This window comes from Pseudomonas hamedanensis, assembly GCF_014268595.2.
GTDB lineage: Bacteria > Pseudomonadota > Gammaproteobacteria > Pseudomonadales > Pseudomonadaceae > Aquipseudomonas > Aquipseudomonas hamedanensis.
Genome location: NZ_CP077091.1, coordinates 684,865 through 704,199 on the forward strand (window position 1 = coordinate 684,865; position 19,335 = coordinate 704,199).

Genomic DNA, 19,335 nt, shown 5'->3' on the forward strand with positions numbered 1-19,335 from the left:
ATCGCCGTCAATCGACGACTAGCGCAGGGCGAGCAGCACGTACACCGCCAAAGCAATCAGAAACGCATAGTAAGACTTCAGTCGCGTCAGGCTCAGCAGCCAGGCCAGCGCCACCGGCACAATCCACGGCATGGCCGCCGCCTGTTGTGTCGCCAGCGGATACAGCGCCCCGGCCAGCAGGCTGACCAGCATCGCCACCGAGGTGTATTTGCCAAGCCGGTCGATGAAGGTGCGGGCACCGCCGGACAGCCGTTCGACATTGACCGCCAGCGGCAACAAGCGGCACACCGCCGACACCAGCGCGCAGATCGCAACGTACAGCCAGAAGGTACTAGGGTCGGTCATAGGCGTAACTCGTCAGGACCGTGACCGCCAACACCAACAGCAGGCTGATTTCGCCCAGCCAGAGCAAACTCGCGGCAGCGGCCAGACCGGCAATCCATTGTCCATGGAAGCTGTGACGGTCGCGCGCCATTTTGCCCAGCGATGCGCTGAGAAAGATCGCAATCACTACGCTGGCATGGTCCATCAAGGCGTCGTCGGCCAGGCGGGCGAAGCAGTAACCGACCACGGTGCCGAGCAGGGCGGCGGCGTACAACAACAAGCACACGGTGTTGGCGTACGGGCGGCTGATCGGCTGCTGTTCCTTGCGGATCGACATCAGCGTGAAGGCCGCGTTAGCCATCACCGCCAAGGCCGGGACGAACGTTTTGATCGGGCCGTCGAGGCTCGATTTCAGGCTCAGCGTGAACACCAGAAAACGCAGGTTGATGCTCAGTGCCGACACCAGCACGCCGAAAGCATTGAGCAGATGCGCCGGGGTTTCCAGCAGGGTCAGTTGCAACGGCGAGGCCATCACCGTGCCGCTGAACACCACCATGGCCGGCAAGTCCAGGCCATGGCGGCGCCCGAGCATGCCGATCAGGCTGAAGGTCAGCAGCAGCGAAAAGACGAGCGGCAGCGCATCGCGAATGCCGGTCGCAATCTCGTTGTGCGCCGCCGGTTTTGCCAGTGCGGACTCAGCCGGCATGGGTGCTGCGGCGCGCGTCGGCGAGCAGCTTCTCCACGCCGTTTTTATAGGCCAGGGCTTTTTCCAGGTAGTACTCGGTGGAAAAGCGCGGAATGAATTCTTCGACCACCGCCACCCCGCGATAGCCATTGACTGCAAAGCGATTGAGCACATCGCTCAGGCGCAGGTTGCCTTCGCCGATCGGCAGGTGCTGGTGGTGGGTGTCGTTGAGGTCGGCGATGTGCAAATGGCGGGTCACCGGCGCGAGAGCGGCGATGGCGGCGAACAGCTCGTCGCCATACGGCAGCAGTGAGCACAGGTGCGTCACATCGATGGTCACGAAGCAGCCGGTTTGCTGGTGGAAACGCAGGTGTTCCTCGACCGTGAAAACCGGGAATTTCGGCCGCTGACCGCCCATGTTTTCCAGGCACAGGGCGATGCCCGTCGTATTGCAACGTGCCTTGACTTGATTGATGGCGGCGATCAGGTTGTCGAGCAGCTCGCGGTTTTCCAGTTGATCCTTGTAGCCGGGGTGGAAGGTGACGCTGGTGGCGCCGGCCTGACAGGAAAAGTCCACGGCAGCAGTCAGGCAGTCCACGGCTTGTCCACGTTCGGCCAGATCAGGGGAACACAGGTTGTACTCGCGGCCCCACCAGCCGGCATGCACCGTCAACGTGATGCCGTTTTGCTCGGTGAAGCTGCGGATCTGTCGGGCGAGGTTCGCACGTTGTTCGATGCTGAGCGACCAGAACACCTTTTCGGCGTCTTCGCCGATTTCGAATTCCACGGCCTTGAAGTAGCGGGCCAGATCGGTGATCGAACCGAAAATGTCCGCCGGATTGTCGTAGACGTTGGTGGAAAAAGAGATCAGCGGGAAATCAGCGCTGATCGGCCCATCGATGCGGTACAGCGTCTCTTGTGTGGTCATTGCGCCTGTCCTTGCGTAGTGAAAGGTGGGTGGGAAATCGCGGCGTTGAACAGCACCGGGTCGTCCGCCTCGCGACAGGCCAGCAACACGTAGCCGTGACGGTCGGCGGAGCGGCGGATCGGGCGGCCGAACTTGTCGTGGTTGAGGCTCGCGCGCAGGGCGAAGGGTTGCTCCAGCAGACGTGCCTGTAGCGGTTGCGGGTCAGTGGCGGGGTCCGCTTCGATGTAGCGGATCGCCATTTTCACGTAGTGCTTTTCCGGCGCCGGCAGCGCGATGCCGGTCATGGCGGCGAGGGTGCTGGCGGCCAGGTGCACGCCGGTGGTTTTCCAGACCATTTCCCAGATCTGGTCGCCGCCGAAGCGGGTCTGGGTTTCGATGAACTGCAGGCGTGAACCGTCGAGCTTGACCTCGGTATGCGCCGGTCCCCAGCGGTTGCCCATGCGTTCGAGCAGCCACAGCACGGCTTCTTCGATTTGTACACGCGTGGCGTTGTCGAGCCCGGCCGGAAAGTCATGCCCGGTTTCGACGTAACCCGGCGCGCCGCTGGTGTGCTTGCGCGTGATACCAAGGATTTGATGGCGGCCGTCCAGGCTCAGCGACTCGACGCTGTATTCATCGCCACCGGCGAACGCCTCGATCAGATTGTCGCCTTGAAGCTGTAGATGCTCGGCGTCCTCCGGTTGGTTGATGGCATAAACGCCCTGGCTGCCCGAGCCGTTGACGGGTTTGACGATGGCCGGACCATGACGCAGAACGAAGGCGCGAACCTCCTCGACACGGGTCACCGCCGCCGCCGGCAGCTCGTAGCGGCTGCCCTGAAGCAACTGGCGAAAGCGCAGCTTGTCGCGGCTGACTTCGACGCTGCGCAGGCTGTTGTGCGTGATGCCCAGCCGTTCGCCGAGCTGTGAGGCGGGCAACAGGCCCAGCTCCGAGAACGACACCACGGCAGCGAATGGCCGCTGCCGGTGCAAGCGCTCAAGCGTTTCGCTATAGGCCGAGAGGTCGGCGATGTCTGGTGTCAGCACCAGCGTTGCATGCTCGCGCTGGTACTCAGAGACCTCGCCGGGTGGTTGAACGAGGGTAAAACGCAGTTGCCGCGCAGTGTCCCAATCCAGCCCCGAATCGCGCCCGCCGATGAGCAAGACGTGCTTGCCACTCGCCGCCGTCGAGGTTTCGCCGTAGACATCGAGGTCAGCGACGGCCAGCAAGGATTCACGCAGGCTCGCGGTGTCGGGCTGCTTGAACTCGATGTACAGATAGTTCTGAAAACCGTGGCTGACCGGGCCGATGCTGTCGCCCGGATCGACGTAGGCGTACCAGCGCTGGAAGCCCGGCAGGCGGGTGATGCGGTCGGCGTTGTGCAGGCCGTCATAGAAGCGGTCTGCACGGGCGAAGGGGGTGGCGATGCCGAACGGCGCGGGCGTCTGGCGGGGCTGGGGCAGCGTTTGCGCGCTGAGTGCCCGGTGATAACAGACGTCCAGCGACAACCCCCACGCCTGGCGAATGACATGAATCCGGCTGCCGCCCGGGCGCGCGCCAACCTCAAGAACTCGCGGCCCGTTGGCGGTGAGAATGAATTCGACGTGGGCAAACGTACCCGCCAGTTCCAGCGCTTTCACCGCGTCATGGGCCAGGCGCTGGCAGCGCGCTTGCAACGCGGTATCGGCGGCCAGCGTCGACGGGGTGTAGCGGGCGAAGTGGTGAAAATCAGCGCGACCGATATCGACACCGGCGATCACGTCGACAATCGGAAAACTGTGAATCGTGCCGTCCGCCGCGATAGCGCAATCAATGGAGTGATTGGAGCCCTGAAGGAATTCCTCCAGCAGCAACTGATCGGTTTCACGCTGTTTGCCCGCCACGTAACGTTGCAGCGCGGGCCATTCATGGCGGGCGTAGTCGAGCAGTTCCTGTGGATTGTGGAGGCAGCGCACAAACAGGCTGCTGTAGAGGTTCGCCGGTTTCAGAATGAACGGGTAGGGCAGTTCCGTCGGGCGCGCGAGCAGCTCGTCGATGCGGACCTCGCGCGACAGCACGTGCAGATCGGGATTGCCCGACTGCTGGAAGCGTTGGCGTTGCAGCACCTTGTCCAAGGTGTTTTCCACGTTCCGATGCAAATGCGCCAGGGCCGGCAGCGCCGCGCACAGTCGGGCGGTGATGGCGACATAGCCTTCGCGGAAATTCAGCACGCTGGTGAACCGGTGCTCGTCGAGCAGGCGCTGCGTCAGGGCGATCAGTTCCGCGCTCAGCCCTTTGGAAAAATCGTACCGGGCCACGGGCGAAATCCGGCTCGCGTCGGCGATCTTGCTGGTCTTGCGGCTGTCGGCGATCAACAGCGGCGTAATGCCTTCGGCGAGCAAGCCTTCGTATTCGCCGTCGCGGATGTTGCCGATGATCAGGCAGGCTGGCGCGCTCATTGGCAAGTCTCCTGGTCGAAGCTGTAGTGGATCCGGTTCAGGCGTTGACAGATGTGGTTCAGGCGGACGCGGTCCACGCCGTTCGCGCCACCGCTGAGGACGTTGCGGATGATGTGCGCCAAGGCATCCAGGTCCTCGCCGGTGATACCGAGTCGGGTAATTTCCTGCAGGCCGAAGCGCAGGCAGTCGCGGCCGTTGACCTGTTTGTTGTTGACCCGAATGCCCAGTTCGTTGAGCCGTTGCGCCGCTTGCCGGGCCTGTTCACCTTCGAGCAACAGCAGGTGCGTGTCGGTGGGGTGCAGCGTCCAGCCGGGAATGCCGACCAGTGCGTCGTGCAACTGGCGGGTGTTGGCGCACATGCGCTGGGCGTAGGCCTGGCCGTACTGGCGGGTTTCCACAAGGGTGACGAATAATTGCAGCAGGCCGGGCAGGTTGGGCGAGGACACCAGCCCGCCGCTGAGGGTCTGCTCGATCCGCCGGGCGAGGTCGGCACGCCGCGACACGATCAGCGCCCGGTGCGGACCGGCGAGGGATTTGTGCGTGTTGCCCTGAAGAATGTCGGCCCCGTCGTCCAGCGGATTGGGGAAGGCCTGACCGGCGATCAGCCCCAGAGTGTGCGAGGCGTCGTAGATAATCAGCGTGCGCTGCAGGCCGCAGCGATCGAGCAAGGCGCGCAACGGCTGAAGGGCGATCGCCCGGGTGGTCAGGCCGTGGTCGAGCAGTACAGCAGCGGGGGGCGCCGCGAGGGTTTGAAGCTGTTGCTGGAAATCCTCGAGATCGATTTGCCCGCCAGCGGTCAGTCTGCAAAACACGCTGTGCCTGCCGATTTTTTGCACCAGTGGGCCAGTAGCAAAATGTCCGCCGCTGGCGGGTGCCAGCGACACAATGGCGTCGCCCGGTTCGCTCAGGGCGGCCAGCACGCTCAGTGTGCAGTGCACGCCGGACAACACGCGATACTCGACGAAAGGGGCGTTGAACATCGCCTGCACGGCCTGGGTCGCCAATGCCTTCAATGTTTCGACTTCGGGAAAGTGCTCGATCTGCATGCCGTTGAATTCAGCGGCATAGCGTTGGCCTTCGATGGCTTGAGCGTTGAACAAGTAACGCTCGTAATGCCGGTTCTGGCCGAGTGTGCGCGCAGTGTCGGACAAAATATTTTCATTGGCCGTCAGCGACAAGGTACAAGTTCGTCGCGCTCCGGCCTGTTGGAACTGTTCAATAATAAAATCATGTGCGCCGGGTGTGCCGACTGAAAGTGCATGGCTTGAATGATTCATTAATAGTCCGCCAGGTCGAAGTCGATAATCAACATGTCGCGGCTGCCGCGATCCGAATGCATGCCTGATGTTTGCAGCGGTGAAACTTCGTGCAGAAGTATTCGGTCATTCAAAACAACGGTTTCCATGTAGTCCGTCAAAGTTGCACTGAATACACAGTCGCCTTCTTCCGCAAATATCCGGCTTTCTCCCCCCGTGACTTGCTGGCGTTGGATCAGGTGTTGAAAGACAAAATCGTGCCCGTCGCGATGCCGGCCTTCGGGGGTGGCGTGGCCGGCATTGCGTTCATCGCAGAGGATGCGGAATTGATGGCAGGTCACCAGCCAGTCACGCGGGCCGACGGTCAACTCCATCAGTGCCAGGTCGGCGGCGAGCAAAGTTCGCAGGACCGCAGAGTCGATGAATGCCGCTTCGCTGCGCGTATAAGTGCGCTGTACCCCGCCCAGCAGCGGGTTGTGGGCCTGGGCCTGAAAAAAATGGCAGTCGGGCAGCGGCGTCCATTGGTGTGCCCGATGACGATATTCGAACTTGCAGATGCGCCGCTCGCGGACACCGTTTTGCGCGTGCAAATATCCGTCGCGAGGCAAACGCTCCCAAGTCGCATTGAATGCCCGGCAATCTCCGCGCCCCAGCCTCGCAACCTGCGCCGCCGGATACTGATCACTGTGCACGTAATGGCGATGACGCAGTTGTTCGGCAAGTTCCTTCAATACAGCATCGCCTGAATGCCGTAACGCATGGCCGGCACTCATGCTGTTGCTACACAAGTTTGGGGGACAGGAATAAACAGAATGGAACACTGATAGTAATCAGGCATGCAAGAATTCCTTTCTTGTGGGGGCGCAGTCCATGTGAGGCCCATGGTTCATATCCTGTATTAATTTATCAATTGTGTTTTTGTAAAGAAATGTAATTAAGGTGTTCAGGCGCTCTATTTCAAGTGTGTCCGCCGAATTGCACTTAGTTGGTGGCCGATTGATATGTCAGAGATAACTTACAGATTTTGTGTTAGTTGAGATCTGTTCTCGATACATATATGAAAGATTAATGTCCATATAGCGATAATATTGCAAAGATTGACCCGCCTGCCGCGCATGCGTAGCCTTGCGCTTTCGAGGTTCTTCGGCGCGTGCCGAAGCTAAGAAGGGAACGCGGTCAAAGCCGCGGCTGCCCCCGCAACTGTGAACGGTGCTGTTCGCTGCCACGCCACTGCCGGCTCCTTGCAAGGAGCCAGCGGGAAGGCGCAGCGAATACCAGGCCCAAGGCCTGAACACCGTCAGCCAGGAGACCTGCCTCGTCACAGATTTCTGACTTTCAACCGGGCGGGGTGATCCGGTGGCGAATTCTCCAGGCGCGCGCGTGCGTTGCCGGTTCTCGTCCCGTATGCCCGCCGCTTGCCAAAGGGCATATCGATGAAAACACTGGCCAAACTCCCCGTCACCATCGTCACCGGCTTCCTCGGTTCGGGCAAAACCACCTTGCTGCGGCACATGCTCGACAACGCTCAGGGCCGTCGTATCGCGGTGATCGTCAATGAGTTCGGCGAGTTGGGCATCGACGGTGAAATCCTCAAGCAATGCACCATCGGCTGCACCGAAGAAGAGGCCAGCGGCCGCGTCTACGAACTGGCCAACGGCTGCTTGTGCTGCACCGTTCAGGAAGAATTCTTCCCGGTGATGCGCGAACTGGTGGCGCGCCGTGGCGACCTCGATCACATCCTCATCGAAACGTCCGGCCTGGCCCTGCCAAAACCCTTGGTGCAAGCGTTCCAGTGGCCGGAAATCCGCAGTGCCTGCACCGTTGACGCGGTGATTACCGTGGTCGACAGCCCGGCCGTGGCCGCCGGCACCTTCGCCGCGTTCCCGGATCAGGTCGACGCCCAGCGCAAACTTGACCCGAACCTGGACCACGAATCGCCGCTGCACGAATTGTTCGCCGATCAACTGGCCAGCGCCGACCTCGTCATCCTCAACAAAGCCGACCAGACCAGCCCGGCAGACCTTGCGCGTGTACGTCTGGAAGTCGCCGAAGAGTTGCCGCCTGCGGTAAAAATCGTCGAAGCGAGCAACGGACGTCTGCCACTGGACGTGCTGATCGGCCTCGGCGCCGGTTCCGAAGAACACATCGACAGCCGCCACAGCCATCACGATCACCACCACGACGGCGATGACGATCACGACGACCACGATCACGACGCCTTCGACTCGATCTCCATCGAACTGCCGCAAGCTGACGAAAGCTTGCTGCTCGACGCGCTGACCCAATTGGTGGTGCAGCACGGCATCCTGCGCGTGAAGGGCTTTGCGGCGATCCCGAACAAGCCGATGCGCCTGCTGATTCAAGGCGTCGGGACGCGTTTCGACAAGCACTTCGATCGCCAGTGGGGCGCCGAGGAAGCCCGGGCCACGCGTCTGGTGTTGATCGGTCAGCAACTCGACGCCGTGCAACTCGAAGCGCAACTGCGCGCCGCGCTCAGCGTTTAATCCATGCACCTGCTCAGGACCCAGCCCGGCGGTTTCGTTTCGGAAGACAACATCGCCGACCTTGGACAAACCCCCGCCGACCTGGTGATCCTGTGCAGCGGCGATTCGAGCCTGGCCCTGCTCGCCGAAGCGGCCCGGCAACTGCCCGATGACTACCCGAGCCTGCGCCTGGCCAACCCGATGCAGGTGCAGAACCATGCGTCGGTCGACCTGTACGTCGACGAAGTGCTGCGCCACGCCAAGGTGATTGTGATTTCGCTGCACGGTGGCATCGCCTATTGGCGCTATGGTGTCGAGCGTCTGGTTGAACTGTCCGAGCGGGGCGTGCAGGTGATCCTGGTGCCGGGCGACGACCGGCCCGACCCTGAGTTCAGCGACCTGAGTACCGTCGACGCAGTGGATCGTGATCGCCTCTGGCAGTTCTTGCGTCAGGGCGGCATGGGTAATGCGCTGGATTTCTTCCGTTGTCTGGCCAGCCGTTGGCTCGCCCGCGATTACCCTTGGGCTGAACCGCAAGCGTTGCCGCGCACGGCGATTTACCACCCCGACAAAACGTCCGCCGCGCTGAGCGACTGGCAAGCCGAATGGCTGCCTGAAAAACCGGTCGCGGCGGTGCTGTTCTACCGCTCGCACCTGCAAGCGGCCAACACGGCGTTTATCGATGTTTTCTGCCAGCGCTTGCAGGCCGCCGGGCTCAATCCGCTGCCGATCGCCGTCGCCAGTCTGAAAGAGCCGGGCTGCCTGGCAGTGGTCGAAGACTGGCTGGACGACGTCGAGGCGCGGCTGATCCTCAACACCACCGGTTTCGCCCAGTCCAGCCCGGAGGCGCCGCACCTGCGGCCGTTTCGCCGCAACATCCCGGTGATTCAGGCGATCTGCGCGCAGGACAACGAGCCGGGCTGGCGCGACAGCGAGCAGGGCCTGGGGCCGCGCGATCTGGCCATGCACATTGCCTTGCCGGAACTGGACGGGCGCATCATCAGCCGGCCGATCAGCTTCAAGGACCTGGCCTGGCGCAGCGAGCGCAGTCAGTCGGATGTGGTCTGCTATCGCGCGCAGCCGGAGCGCATGGATTTTGTTGCCGAACTGGCGCGGCGCTGGATCGATCTGGCACAAGTGCCGAACGGCGAAAAACGCGTCGCGCTGATCCTCGCCAATTACCCGACTCGCGACGGCCGCATCGGCAACGGCGTCGGCCTCGATACGCCGGCGGCGGCGCTGAATATACTGCGTGCGTTGCGGGACGAGGGCTACCCGATCACCGCTGAATTGCCCGATAGCGGCACCGCGTTGATTCAGCAGTTGCTCGGTGGTGTCAGCAACGACCTCGACAGCCTCGACCTGCGTCCGTGCCAGCAAAGCCTGGCGATGGACGCGTACCAGACGATGTTCAACGCACTGCCACCGGCCAATCGCGCTGCGGTGGTCGAGCGCTGGGGCGCGCCGCAAGACGATCCGATGTGTCGTGACGGACGCATGATGATTGCCGGTTTGCGCTTGGGCCTGACCTTTGTCGGCATTCAACCGGCGCGCGGTTATCAGGTCGATCCGAGCGCCGTGTATCACGACCCGGATCTGGTGCCGCCCCACGGTTATCTGGCGTTCTATTTCTGGTTACGCAGCGCCTATAACGCGCATGCGCTGATCCATGTCGGCAAGCATGGCAACCTCGAATGGCTGCCGGGCAAAGGCGTCGGCCTCTCGGAACAGTGCTGGCCGGATGCGCTGCTGGGGCCGTTGCCCAACATCTATCCGTTTATCGTCAATGACCCGGGCGAGGGCGCCCAGGCCAAGCGGCGTACGCAGGCGGTGATCATCGACCACCTGATGCCGCCGCTGACTCGCGCCGAAACCTATGGGCCGTTGCGCAATCTGGAATTGCTCGCCGACGAATATTATGAAGCGCAGTTGCTTGATCCGCGCCGCGCCCGAGAGCTGCAACGCGACATTCTGCAACTGGTGCGTGACACGCAAATCGACCGTGAGCTGCAACTGGATGCAGCACTGGACAGCGACGCTGACGCGGCGATCTGGTTGCCCCGTCTGGACACCTATTTGTGCGACTTGAAGGAATCGCAGATCCGCGATGGTCTGCACATTTTCGGCGAATCGCCGAGCGGACGGTTGCGCATCGACACCTTGCTCGCGCTGCTGCGCATACCACGTGGCGACGGCAAGGGCGCGCAGTCGAGTTTGTTGCGGGCACTGGCCAAGGCGTTTGCACTGGGTTTTGATCCGCTCGACTGCGCATTGGCCGATCCGTGGACCGGTCCGCGCCCCATTGAGTTGCAAACCCTCAGCGATGAAGTCTGGCGTAGCGCCGGCGACACTCGCGAACGGCTTGAATTGTTCGCCACCCAGCTTATCGCCCAGGCACTGCACGACCCGTGTGGGAGCGGGCTTGCTCGCGAAAGCGGTGTATCAGTTGACTCAATATTGGCTGACACTCCGCTATCGCGAGCAGGCTCACTCCTACAGGGACCGGGTTGGGCTGAGGTTAATGCAATCCTCGACCACCTGCGTGACATCGTCGCCCCACGCCTGGACGCTTGCGGCCCCGCCGAAATGCGCGGTCTGCTTGACGCCCTGAGCGGTCGTTTCGTCCCGGCCGGCCCCAGCGGCGCCCCCAGTCGCGGTCGTCTCGACGTGCTGCCCACCGGGCGCAATTTTTATTCGGTCGACGTGCGCAACCTGCCGACCACCACCGCGTGGCGCATCGGTTTTCAGTCCGCCACGCTGATTCTTGAGCGGCACTTGCAGGACCACGGCGACCACTTGCGCCAGATCGGGCTGTCAGTCTGGGGCACCGCCACCATGCGTACCGGCGGCGATGACATCGCCCAGGCCATGGCGTTGATGGGCGTGCGTCCGGTCTGGGCCACGGGCAGTCAGCGCGTGGATGATTTCGAGATTCTGCCGCTGAGCCTGCTCGATCGCCCACGGGTTGACGTCACGCTGCGCGTCTCCGGGTTTTTCCGCGATGCGTTTGCCAATTTGATCCGCCTGTTCGACGCCGCTGTGCAAGCGGTTGCCGCACTCGATGAGCCGGACGACTTGAACCCGCTGGCCGCCAGGGTGCGCGCTGAACGTGAAGCCTTATTGCAATCGGGCGTCGACGAGGACACCGCACGGCGTCAGGCCGGCTGGCGAATTTTCGGCGCCAAACCCGGTGCCTACGGCGCGGGCGTGCAGGGCGCCATCGACGGCCGTTTGTGGCAGACCCGCGAGGACCTTGCCGAGGTCTATCTGAACTGGGGCGCTTACGCCTACGGCGGCTCCGACGAAGGCACCGCCGCCCGCGAGCAGTTCAGCCAGCGCCTGAGCCAGGTACAAGCGGTGCTGCACAATCAGGACAATCGCGAGCACGACCTGCTCGATTCCAACGACTATTACCAGTTTCAGGGTGGCATGCTCGCGGCGGTGGAAACCCTGCGCGGTGAGGCGGCGAGCAGTTATCACGGCGATCACAGTCAGCCGGATCTGCCAAAAATCCGCACCTTGAAGGAGGAACTGAACCGGGTGATTCGCTCGCGGGCGGCGAACCCGAAATGGATCGACGGGGTCAAGCGTCACGGCTATAAAGGCGCGTTCGAACTGGCCGCGACTGTCGACAACCTGTTTGCATTTGATGCGACCACGCAACTGATCGACGATCATCAGTACGCGTTGCTGGCGGATGCGTATTTGCTCGACCCGGCCACCCGGGATTTTGTTCGTGAACACAATCCGCATGCGCTGCGGGATATGACTGAGCGCATGCTCGAAGCACAGCAACGCGGGATGTGGCAGGCGCCGGGGGCTTACAAAGAAGCGCTGGAAAACCTCCTGCTGGACATAGAAGAAGACACCTGACCCACTGCGATCCCCTGTAGGAGTGAGCCTGCTCGCGATAGCGTCACATCAGCTTACAACGAGTTAACTGACACACCGCCATCGCGAGCAGGCTCGCTCCTACAGTTGAAGCAATTCACCGACCATGACCGAGTAATGACAATGACCGACACCCCGCATTTCCCCCTGTCCGCCGTGGTCGGTGCCGATGAGCTGAAACTCGCCCTGTGCCTGACCGCCATCGATCCAAAAATCGGCGGCGTGTTGATCGAGGGACCGCGTGGCATGGCCAAGTCGACGCTGGCCCGGGGCTTGGCCGATCTGCTGGCCAGCGGGCAGTTCGTCACCTTGCCGCTGGGCGCAACCGAAGAGCGCCTGGTCGGCACCCTCGACCTCGACGCCGCTTTGAGCGAGGGCCGAGCGCAGTTTTCCCCCGGCGTGCTGGCGAAGGCCGACGGGGGCGTGTTGTACGTTGATGAGGTCAACCTGCTGCCCGATCACCTGGTCGACCTGCTGCTCGACGTCGCCGCCAGCGGCACCAACCTGATCGAGCGTGACGGCATCTCCCATCGGCATTCGGCGAAGTTCATGCTGATCGGCACGATGAACCCGGAAGAGGGTGAATTGCGCCCGCAACTGCTGGACCGTTTCGGCTTGAACGTTGCGCTCAGTGGCCACACGGCGCCCACCGAGCGTGGCCAGATCATCCGCCGCCGGCTGGATTTCGATCACGATCCGCAAGCGTTCTGCGCGCAGTGGGAAAGCCAGCAACAAGCCTTGCGCACGCGCTGCGAAACCGCTCGCAAGCGGTTGACAGAAATACCTCTGGACGATGCGGCATTGGCGCTGATTACCGAGCGCTGTTTCGCCGCTGGCGTCGATGGCTTGCGCGCCGATCTGGTGTGGTTGCGCGCTGCTCGCGCGCACGCAGCATGGCGCGGGGCTGACGGCATAGGCGCGGACGATATCGACGCCGTCGCCGAGTTCGCCCTGCGCCATCGGCGTCGCGAGCAAGCGGCGTCGAGTCCTCAGCCACCGGCACCGTCACCGGCCGAAACGCCCGCCGCGCCGAGCGAAGGGCAGGGGCTATGGGGCGACATGCCGGCGCCCGCGCTGGCCACCGGAGCGCGCCGCGAAGTGCCGAGCTGGCCACCGGCAAAAAAGCCCTAGGCATTCGCCCCCGATCCGACGCGGGGGCGGATGCCAGACCCCGCGCCGGTCGGCTGAGCAACGGCCGCCAGGGTAAACGTCACGCTGCTGTGAGCGGCCGGGTCAACTGGCCGGGCACACTGCTCAACGGGCGACCGCAGACGCGCGACGATCTGCTGCTGCACATGCGGACCCGTTCGGCGCAGGAGCTGTGGCTGGTGATTGTCGACGCCTCGGCTTCGACCCGTCGCCATCAGGCCTTGAGCGACGCCAAAGGCGTGCTCACGCAATTGTTCGACGATGCCTATCGGCAGCGGGCGCGGCTGGCCTTGTTGACGGCCAGTGGTGCGACACCGAAATGGCAAGTGCAAGGCCTGAAAGCCTCCAGTGGCCTGCGCGTCTGGCTCGACGGCCTGGGCGCCGGCGGCGGCACGCCGTTGCTCGCGGCGTTGGGGCAGGCGCAGCAATGGCTGGCGATGCGGCGCAAGCGCTTTCCCGCCGAACTGCAGCGTTGCCTGATCGTGACCGATGGCCGCTTGAAAGCGCTGTCGGGATTGCCTGTACTGGCGTGCCCGGGATTGCTGATCGACATCGAACGTGGGCCGATTCGCCTGGGCCGGGCGCAGGATCTCGCGACCGCGCTGCAAGCGCAATATCAGCATATCGATCAGCTGGGTTTACGCTGATAACCCGCGCCGCTTAAACCCCGTGGGAGCGAGCCTGCTCACTGAACATTCTCGACTTCCACTGCTTATACAGATTTTGAAATGATTTGCCGCTGGGGAAACTGTGCCTTGAGCTTGTACGCTCCAAGGCCATTTTTCATTCAGGATTTGCATGAACACCCTCTCGGAGCCTCCCAGTCAGCACTCTCCAGCGCGCCTTCGCGCGGTCTTGATCCATTCGCAGCACCCCGTTTTCCGACTCCCGACTATGGTTGATAACGCGGCTCTTGAGCCTTCGCGTTGCGCTTTGCCGTGTCTGGCATTCTGAATTCACTGAAGAGAGATCGAGACGTTTTATGGAATGGTTAGCGGATCCCACGGCCTGGCTGGGCTTGTTGACTCTGATCGTGCTGGAACTGGTGCTGGGTATCGACAACCTGGTGTTTATCGCGATTCTGGCAGACAAACTGCCGCCGCATCAGCGTGACCGCGCGCGCATTATCGGCCTGTCACTGGCGCTGATCATGCGCCTGGGCCTGCTGGCGAGCATTTCCTGGCTGGTCACGCTCACGCAGCCGTTGTTCGAGGTGTTCGACAAGAGCTTCTCCGGCCGCGACCTGATCATGCTGTTCGGCGGTGTGTTTCTGTTGTTCAAGGCCACCATGGAATTGCACGAACGCCTTGAAGGTCATGTCGGCGAGCGTTCGAGCAACACCGCTTATGCGCTGTTCTGGCCGATCGTGGCGCAGATCGTGGTGCTCGACGCCGTGTTCTCGCTCGACGCGGTGATCACCGCGGTGGGCATGGTCGACGAGCTGGCGGTGATGATGATCGCAGTGATCGTCTCCATTGGCCTGATGATCGTGGCCAGCAAGCCGCTGACCCGTTTCGTCAATGCGCACCCGACGGTGATCATGCTGTGCCTGGGCTTTTTGATGATGATCGGTTTTGCCCTGACGGCCGAAGGCCTGGGCTTCCACATCCCGAAAGGCTATCTGTACGCGGCCATCGGATTTTCGATTCTGATCGAAGTGTTCAACCAGATCGCCCGGGCGCGCCGCAAGCGTTCGATGCAGGGCATGCGTCCGCTGCGTGAGCGTACCGCCCACGCGGTGATGCGCTTGCTCGGTGGCCGCAAGCTGGCGGTGGAGGAGGTCGGCGAGGAAATCTCCGACCTGCTCGACAACGGTGAGGCGCCGGTGGCCGAGCTGTTCGACCGCCGCGAACGGGTGATGATCAGCGGCGTGTTGCAACTGGCCGAACGGCCGATTCGCAACCTGATGACCGTGCGCGCCGACGTCGATGCGATTGATCTGGCTGCTGATGCCGAGGCGATTCGCACGAAACTGATGCATTCGTCCTACTCGCGGCTGCCGTTGATTCGTGACGGCGCCGTGGACGAGCCGTTGGGTTTTGTGCACAAGAAGGAACTGCTCAAGGAATACCTGGCCGGTAACGAGCCGAACCTTGAGCACTTGGCGCGCAAGACCATCAACCTGCTTGACAGCTACTCGATTCTCAACGCTCTGGAGCAGATGCGCGCGGCCTCGACGCACATCGCTTTCGTGGTCAACGAGTTCGGTGATTTTGTCGGCGTGCTGACCATGACCGATATCCTCGAATCGATTGCCGGCGAATTACCCGATGCCAGCGAAATCGAAGGCCCGGACGTGGTCGAAGAGCGCGGCGGGTTCCTCGTCAGCGGCGCGCTGCCCTTGGCCCGCGTGCGCCAACGCACCGGCTTCGGCGCCGAGCCGACCGAGGACTATCAAACCATGGCCGGGTTGGTGATGAGTCTGCTGGATCGTTTGCCCATGACCGGCGACAGACTCGAGTACGAAGGCTGGCAACTGACCGTCAAAGCGGTTGAAGAACGGCGGGTGACGCGAGTATTGCTGGAGCGTGACGCTGCTTGAGGACTGAGTGGGTTTGTCCCATGACCCAGCGCTTCGCGAGCAGGCTCGCTCCCACAATGGGTTTTGTGGGTTGCCTTGAGTCCTGGTCATGCCGCGAAACCCTGTGGGAGTGGGCTTGCTCACGAAGGCGGCGGGTCAGGCTGTTCATTTATATCTGACAGAACGCTTTCGCGAGCAGGCTCGCTCCTACATTGGGTTTTGTGGGTTGTCGCGAATCTGAGTGCCACCCGGAATCCTGTGGGAGTGAGCCTGCTCACGAAGGCGTCAGGTCAGGTAGTTCATCGGTGACTGACCCTCCGCTTTCGCGAGCAGGCTCGCTCCTACATTGGTTTTGTGGGCTGTCGCGAATCTGAGTGCCACCCGGAATCCTGTGGGAGTGAGCTTGCTCACGAAGGCGTCAGATCAGGCAGTTCATCGGTGACTGACACTCCGCTTTCGCGAGCAAGCTCGCTCCCACAATGGGTTTTGTGGGCTGTCGCGAATCTGAGTGCCACCCGGAATCCTGTGGGAGTGAGCTTGCTCACGAAGGCGTCAGGTCAGGCAGTTCATTTGTATCTTACAGAACGCTTTCGCGAGCAGGCTCACTCCTACATTGGGTTTTGTGGGTTGTCGCGAATCTGAGTGCCACCCGGAATCCTGTGGGAGTGAGCTTGCTCACGAAGGCGTCAGGTCAGGCGGTGAATCCGTTCGAACACTGCGTTTGCTACTGGAATGTAAACCGATCCTTCCCCGTATGCTTTGACTCATACAGCGCTGCATCCGCCTTGACCAAGGCCTGATTCAACGAGTCACCATCGTTCACCCGGGCAATGCCGATGCTGATCGTAACGGGATGCCGGGCGGGCTGTTCGCGCACCAGTCGGCACAGTTCGGTGGCAAGCCTTTCCACATCCTCGCGCCGTACGCCGGCCAGATAAATCGCAAACTCTTCGCCGCCCAGGCGCGCATAGACGAACGTCACCATCACAGCCTTGATATCGGCAGCGACACGAATGAGTACCTCGTCACCGATGTCATGCCCGTAGGTGTCGTTCACTTTCTTGAAATTGTCGATGTCGATCATCATCAGGTAGTGGTCCTGCTCACGCGGACTCGCTTGCAAACGCTGGTGCGCGTGGGTCATGAACGAGCGGCGGTTGGGAATCTGCGTCAGCGGGTCGTTGTAGGCCTGATCGAGCAATAGCCTGGACATTAGGTAGTTGTTGAGCTTGGCCTCGCGAAATTTGACAAACGTATACACGGTCAGCGCACAGAGAAACACGCTGTAGCAGGCGGTCAGAACGCCGCGCAGTTCGGTGATTTGAGTGGTGGTGTCGAGGAACGGGTTAAGGATCACCCAGATGACAACTTGCACCGCAAAGAACGCCCAGCGCCTGAGCGGCAGTACCGACACGCTGTACAGCATGCTGGCCGCCGCAAGCACCAGCCATAAACTGTGCGATGCAGGCGCAAGACCGTCGACGACCATTCGCACGCCGACTGTCAGGCCAAGGACCAGCAGCAGGGTCAGGACATCGAAATGGCTGACCTTGCGCGTAAACGCGAGAATCACCGTCAGCAGCGCAAAACTGGCGAGAAACACCACCGAGCGCCACGTGAAGCCCTGGCCGCCAAGAAAGCTCACGATCAGGTCGAACAGCAGCCACATGAAAATGCTGACCGCGTAAATCAACAGGCTGAACGGTTTGAGTCGCTCGAACTCACGTTGAAGAAACTCCGCTCTCAACTCGGTCGAGGCGGTTTGCTTCAACGCTTGCGCTTCAATGGTCTCGAACATGCTCTTCCTGCTGTCTGCGCCAATCCTGGCAACCACCCGAACGTGAGGGCGGGAGCACAACGTATTCGCTCAACAGCAAAGCAGTCAGATAACGGGTTGTCCAATCCCGCTCCGGTGGAGTTGCGGCGTGGAGGTCAGCGCAAAACCCGGTGGCGCGAGCGCGAGACGGTGCGCAAGGCACGAAGCGTCTGACGCAACCAAACCAGGTCATGCCTGCGTTTGCGTGGCGCCGCCGGGGCCCTGGTCTTGCCGACGTGCCGGGCGAAATCCTTGGCGAGGGTTTCCTCGCTGCCGATGCCTTTTAGCTTTTTTACCAACCTGCCGTTTCGGTAGAACAGCACCGTGGGAGTGCCTGTCACGCGCGGGTGCCTGGGTGACTGGCTGGTGTTGAGCATGTAGATATTGGCGCGCAGTCGGTAAGGCTCGGCAATCTGCCGAAAGATCGGCCCGGCCCATTCGCAGGCGGGGCAGTGTTCGTTGGCGAAATAGAAGATGACCGGGCGCCAGGTTTTCAGGGCTTTGCGATAAATCGGTGCCAGGCTGGGATCAGCGGGGGAAATGCTCATTGAAGACTCCTTTTCAATGCCCGGAAGGTTTGATGACATTAAGGGCGTAAGCGTGCTGCGGTCTACTGTCAGAAATTACAGGTAGGCTGCACAAATCTCCGATTCGCGGCCCAAAGCGCGAGATTGCGCTGACAGTTGTCGCCCCCAAACGCTGAAGGCTCTATTTGATTCACCGTCAGGCTGAATGCACCGAAACCGCACAGCCCGACCCTCGTTGGGAACCTGCTACCCGCGTCAGTAGCGATAGGTAGCGCGTCATCCGTTCAGCGCAGGGAGTGATCGCCCATCTCGACTGACCGTATCTCTTTGATTCCTCGAACATTTGATATCGCTGCGGATTTCCCGCGAATCCTATGGCACACTTTCTGCTGTCTATTCCGTAGTAACAAACCGTGTTCCGGTATAGCGGAATAAACACCACCTGGAGTGCTCGCCATGCATCATCGTCCTTCGTTGTTCAAAGCGTGTGTTTTCGTACTTGCTGCTGCTTCCTCGGTCACGGGCCTGGCCCAGGCCGCCGACAGCAAGCTCGACAGTGTTCTGGCCCGTGGCAAATTGATTGTCGGCACTGGCAGCACCAATGCGCCGTGGCACTTTCAGGGCACGGACGGCAAGTTGCAGGGTTTTGATATCGACATCGCCAGGATGGTGGCAAAAGGGTTGTTCAACGACCCGAGCAAAGTCGAGTTCGTGGTGCAGTCGTCCGATGCACGCATTCCCAATCTGCTGACCGACAAGGTCGACATGAGTTGCCAGTTCATCACCGTCACTGCCAGCCGCGCACAGCAAGTCGCCTTCACGCTGCCGTACTACCGCGAAGGTGTTGGTCTGCTGTTGCCGAACAACAGCAAGTACAAGGAAATCGAAGACCTGCAAGCGGCGGGCGATGACGTTACCGTTGCGGTGCTGCAGAACGTATACGCCGAAGAACTGGTGCACCAGGCACTGCCCAAAGCCAAGGTCGATCAGTACGACAGCGTCGATCTGATGTACCAGGCCGTGAACTCTGGGCGCGCCGATGCCGCCGCCACCGATCAGTCGTCGGTCAAATACCTGATGGTGCAGAACCCTGGCCGCTACCGTAGCCCGACTTACGCGTGGAGTCCGCAGACCTACGCCTGCGCCGTCAAACGAGGCGATCAGGATTGGCTGAACTTCGTCAACACCGCGCTGCATGAGGCCATGACCGGCGTTGAGTTCCCGGCTTACGCGGCGTCCTTCAAGCAATGGTTTGGCGTCGATCTGCCGTCGCCTGCCATCGGTTTCCCTGTCGAATTCAAATGATCCCGTGAGAGTGGGGCGAGTCACATCGCCCTG

The 19,335-nt window shown here is 61.6% G+C and carries 14 protein-coding genes and 1 riboswitch; of the genes, 6 read left to right on the forward strand and 8 right to left on the reverse strand.

Annotated features, from left to right (window positions below; all coding sequences use genetic code 11):
• Window positions 1–18: 18 nt before the first annotated feature.
• Genes HU739_RS03060 through HU739_RS03085 form a run of 6 tightly spaced genes read right to left on the reverse strand, consistent with a single transcriptional unit; the run spans window position 19 to window position 6,383 of the window.
• Complete coding sequence (locus tag HU739_RS03060) at window positions 19–345, reverse strand: hypothetical protein (protein WP_186546431.1); 327 nt, start codon at window positions 343–345, stop codon at window positions 19–21.
• Window positions 332–1,030, reverse strand: a complete 699-nt coding sequence (locus HU739_RS03065) for an AzlC family ABC transporter permease (protein ID WP_186546430.1) — start codon at window positions 1,028–1,030, stop codon at window positions 332–334. The genes HU739_RS03060 and HU739_RS03065 overlap by 14 nt, the downstream gene beginning before the upstream one ends.
• Window positions 1,020–1,937 (reverse strand): sugar phosphate isomerase/epimerase family protein, encoded by a 918-nt coding sequence (locus HU739_RS03070; RefSeq protein ID WP_186546429.1) that lies wholly within the window; start codon window positions 1,935–1,937, stop codon window positions 1,020–1,022. Before HU739_RS03070 ends, HU739_RS03065 begins: the two co-directional genes overlap by 11 nt.
• Window positions 1,934–4,354, reverse strand: coding sequence for an ATP-grasp domain-containing protein (locus tag HU739_RS03075; RefSeq protein WP_186546428.1), 2,421 nt, complete (start codon window positions 4,352–4,354; stop codon window positions 1,934–1,936). The genes HU739_RS03070 and HU739_RS03075 overlap by 4 nt, the downstream gene beginning before the upstream one ends.
• Window positions 4,351–5,631: a hypothetical protein gene (locus HU739_RS03080; RefSeq protein ID WP_186546427.1), complete on the reverse strand. Its 1,281-nt coding sequence runs from the start codon at window positions 5,629–5,631 to the stop codon at window positions 4,351–4,353. Before HU739_RS03080 ends, HU739_RS03075 begins: the two co-directional genes overlap by 4 nt.
• Window positions 5,631–6,383: a 2OG-Fe dioxygenase family protein gene (locus HU739_RS03085; protein ID WP_186546426.1), complete on the reverse strand. Its 753-nt coding sequence runs from the start codon at window positions 6,381–6,383 to the stop codon at window positions 5,631–5,633. Before HU739_RS03085 ends, HU739_RS03080 begins: the two co-directional genes overlap by 1 nt.
• A 346-nt stretch (window positions 6,384–6,729) precedes the next feature.
• A riboswitch (cobalamin riboswitch) is annotated at window positions 6,730–6,942 on the forward strand.
• Between the two features lie 101 nt (window positions 6,943–7,043).
• Between HU739_RS03085 and cobW the strand changes: the two genes are divergently transcribed.
• The 5 genes from cobW (at window position 7,044) to HU739_RS03110 (ending at window position 15,675) form a co-directional block, all read left to right on the forward strand.
• Complete coding sequence (cobW, locus tag HU739_RS03090) at window positions 7,044–8,114, forward strand: cobalamin biosynthesis protein CobW (RefSeq protein ID WP_225922797.1); 1,071 nt, start codon at window positions 7,044–7,046, stop codon at window positions 8,112–8,114.
• Between the two features lie 3 nt (window positions 8,115–8,117).
• On the forward strand, window positions 8,118–11,966 hold the full coding sequence (gene cobN / locus HU739_RS03095; RefSeq protein WP_186546424.1) for a cobaltochelatase subunit CobN: 3,849 nt from the start codon (window positions 8,118–8,120) through the stop codon (window positions 11,964–11,966).
• A gap of 141 nt (window positions 11,967–12,107) precedes the next feature.
• On the forward strand, window positions 12,108–13,115 hold the full coding sequence (locus HU739_RS03100; RefSeq protein WP_186546423.1) for an ATP-binding protein: 1,008 nt from the start codon (window positions 12,108–12,110) through the stop codon (window positions 13,113–13,115).
• Window positions 13,034–13,780 carry a vWA domain-containing protein gene (locus HU739_RS03105; protein ID WP_186546422.1) on the forward strand — a complete coding sequence of 249 codons (747 nt, stop codon included), beginning with the start codon at window positions 13,034–13,036 and terminating at the stop codon, window positions 13,778–13,780. The genes HU739_RS03100 and HU739_RS03105 overlap by 82 nt, the downstream gene beginning before the upstream one ends.
• Window positions 13,781–14,115: 335 nt before the next feature.
• Complete coding sequence (locus HU739_RS03110) at window positions 14,116–15,675, forward strand: TerC family protein (protein ID WP_186546421.1); 1,560 nt, start codon at window positions 14,116–14,118, stop codon at window positions 15,673–15,675.
• A gap of 703 nt (window positions 15,676–16,378) precedes the next feature.
• Here the strand turns inward: HU739_RS03110 and HU739_RS03115 are convergent.
• A complete protein-coding gene (locus tag HU739_RS03115; RefSeq protein ID WP_186546420.1) occupies window positions 16,379–17,452 on the reverse strand; it encodes a GGDEF domain-containing protein in 1,074 nt (357 codons plus the stop codon).
• 134 nt (window positions 17,453–17,586) lie between these two features.
• On the reverse strand, window positions 17,587–18,018 hold the full coding sequence (locus HU739_RS03120; protein WP_186546419.1) for a thioredoxin family protein: 432 nt from the start codon (window positions 18,016–18,018) through the stop codon (window positions 17,587–17,589).
• Between the two features lie 435 nt (window positions 18,019–18,453).
• On the opposite strand from HU739_RS03120, the gene HU739_RS03125 reads away from it, so the two are divergent.
• The gene (locus tag HU739_RS03125; RefSeq protein WP_186546418.1) at window positions 18,454–19,302 is read left to right on the forward strand and encodes a transporter substrate-binding domain-containing protein; all 849 of its coding nucleotides are present in this window, start codon (window positions 18,454–18,456) and stop codon (window positions 19,300–19,302) included.
• Window positions 19,303–19,335 lie beyond the last annotated feature (33 nt).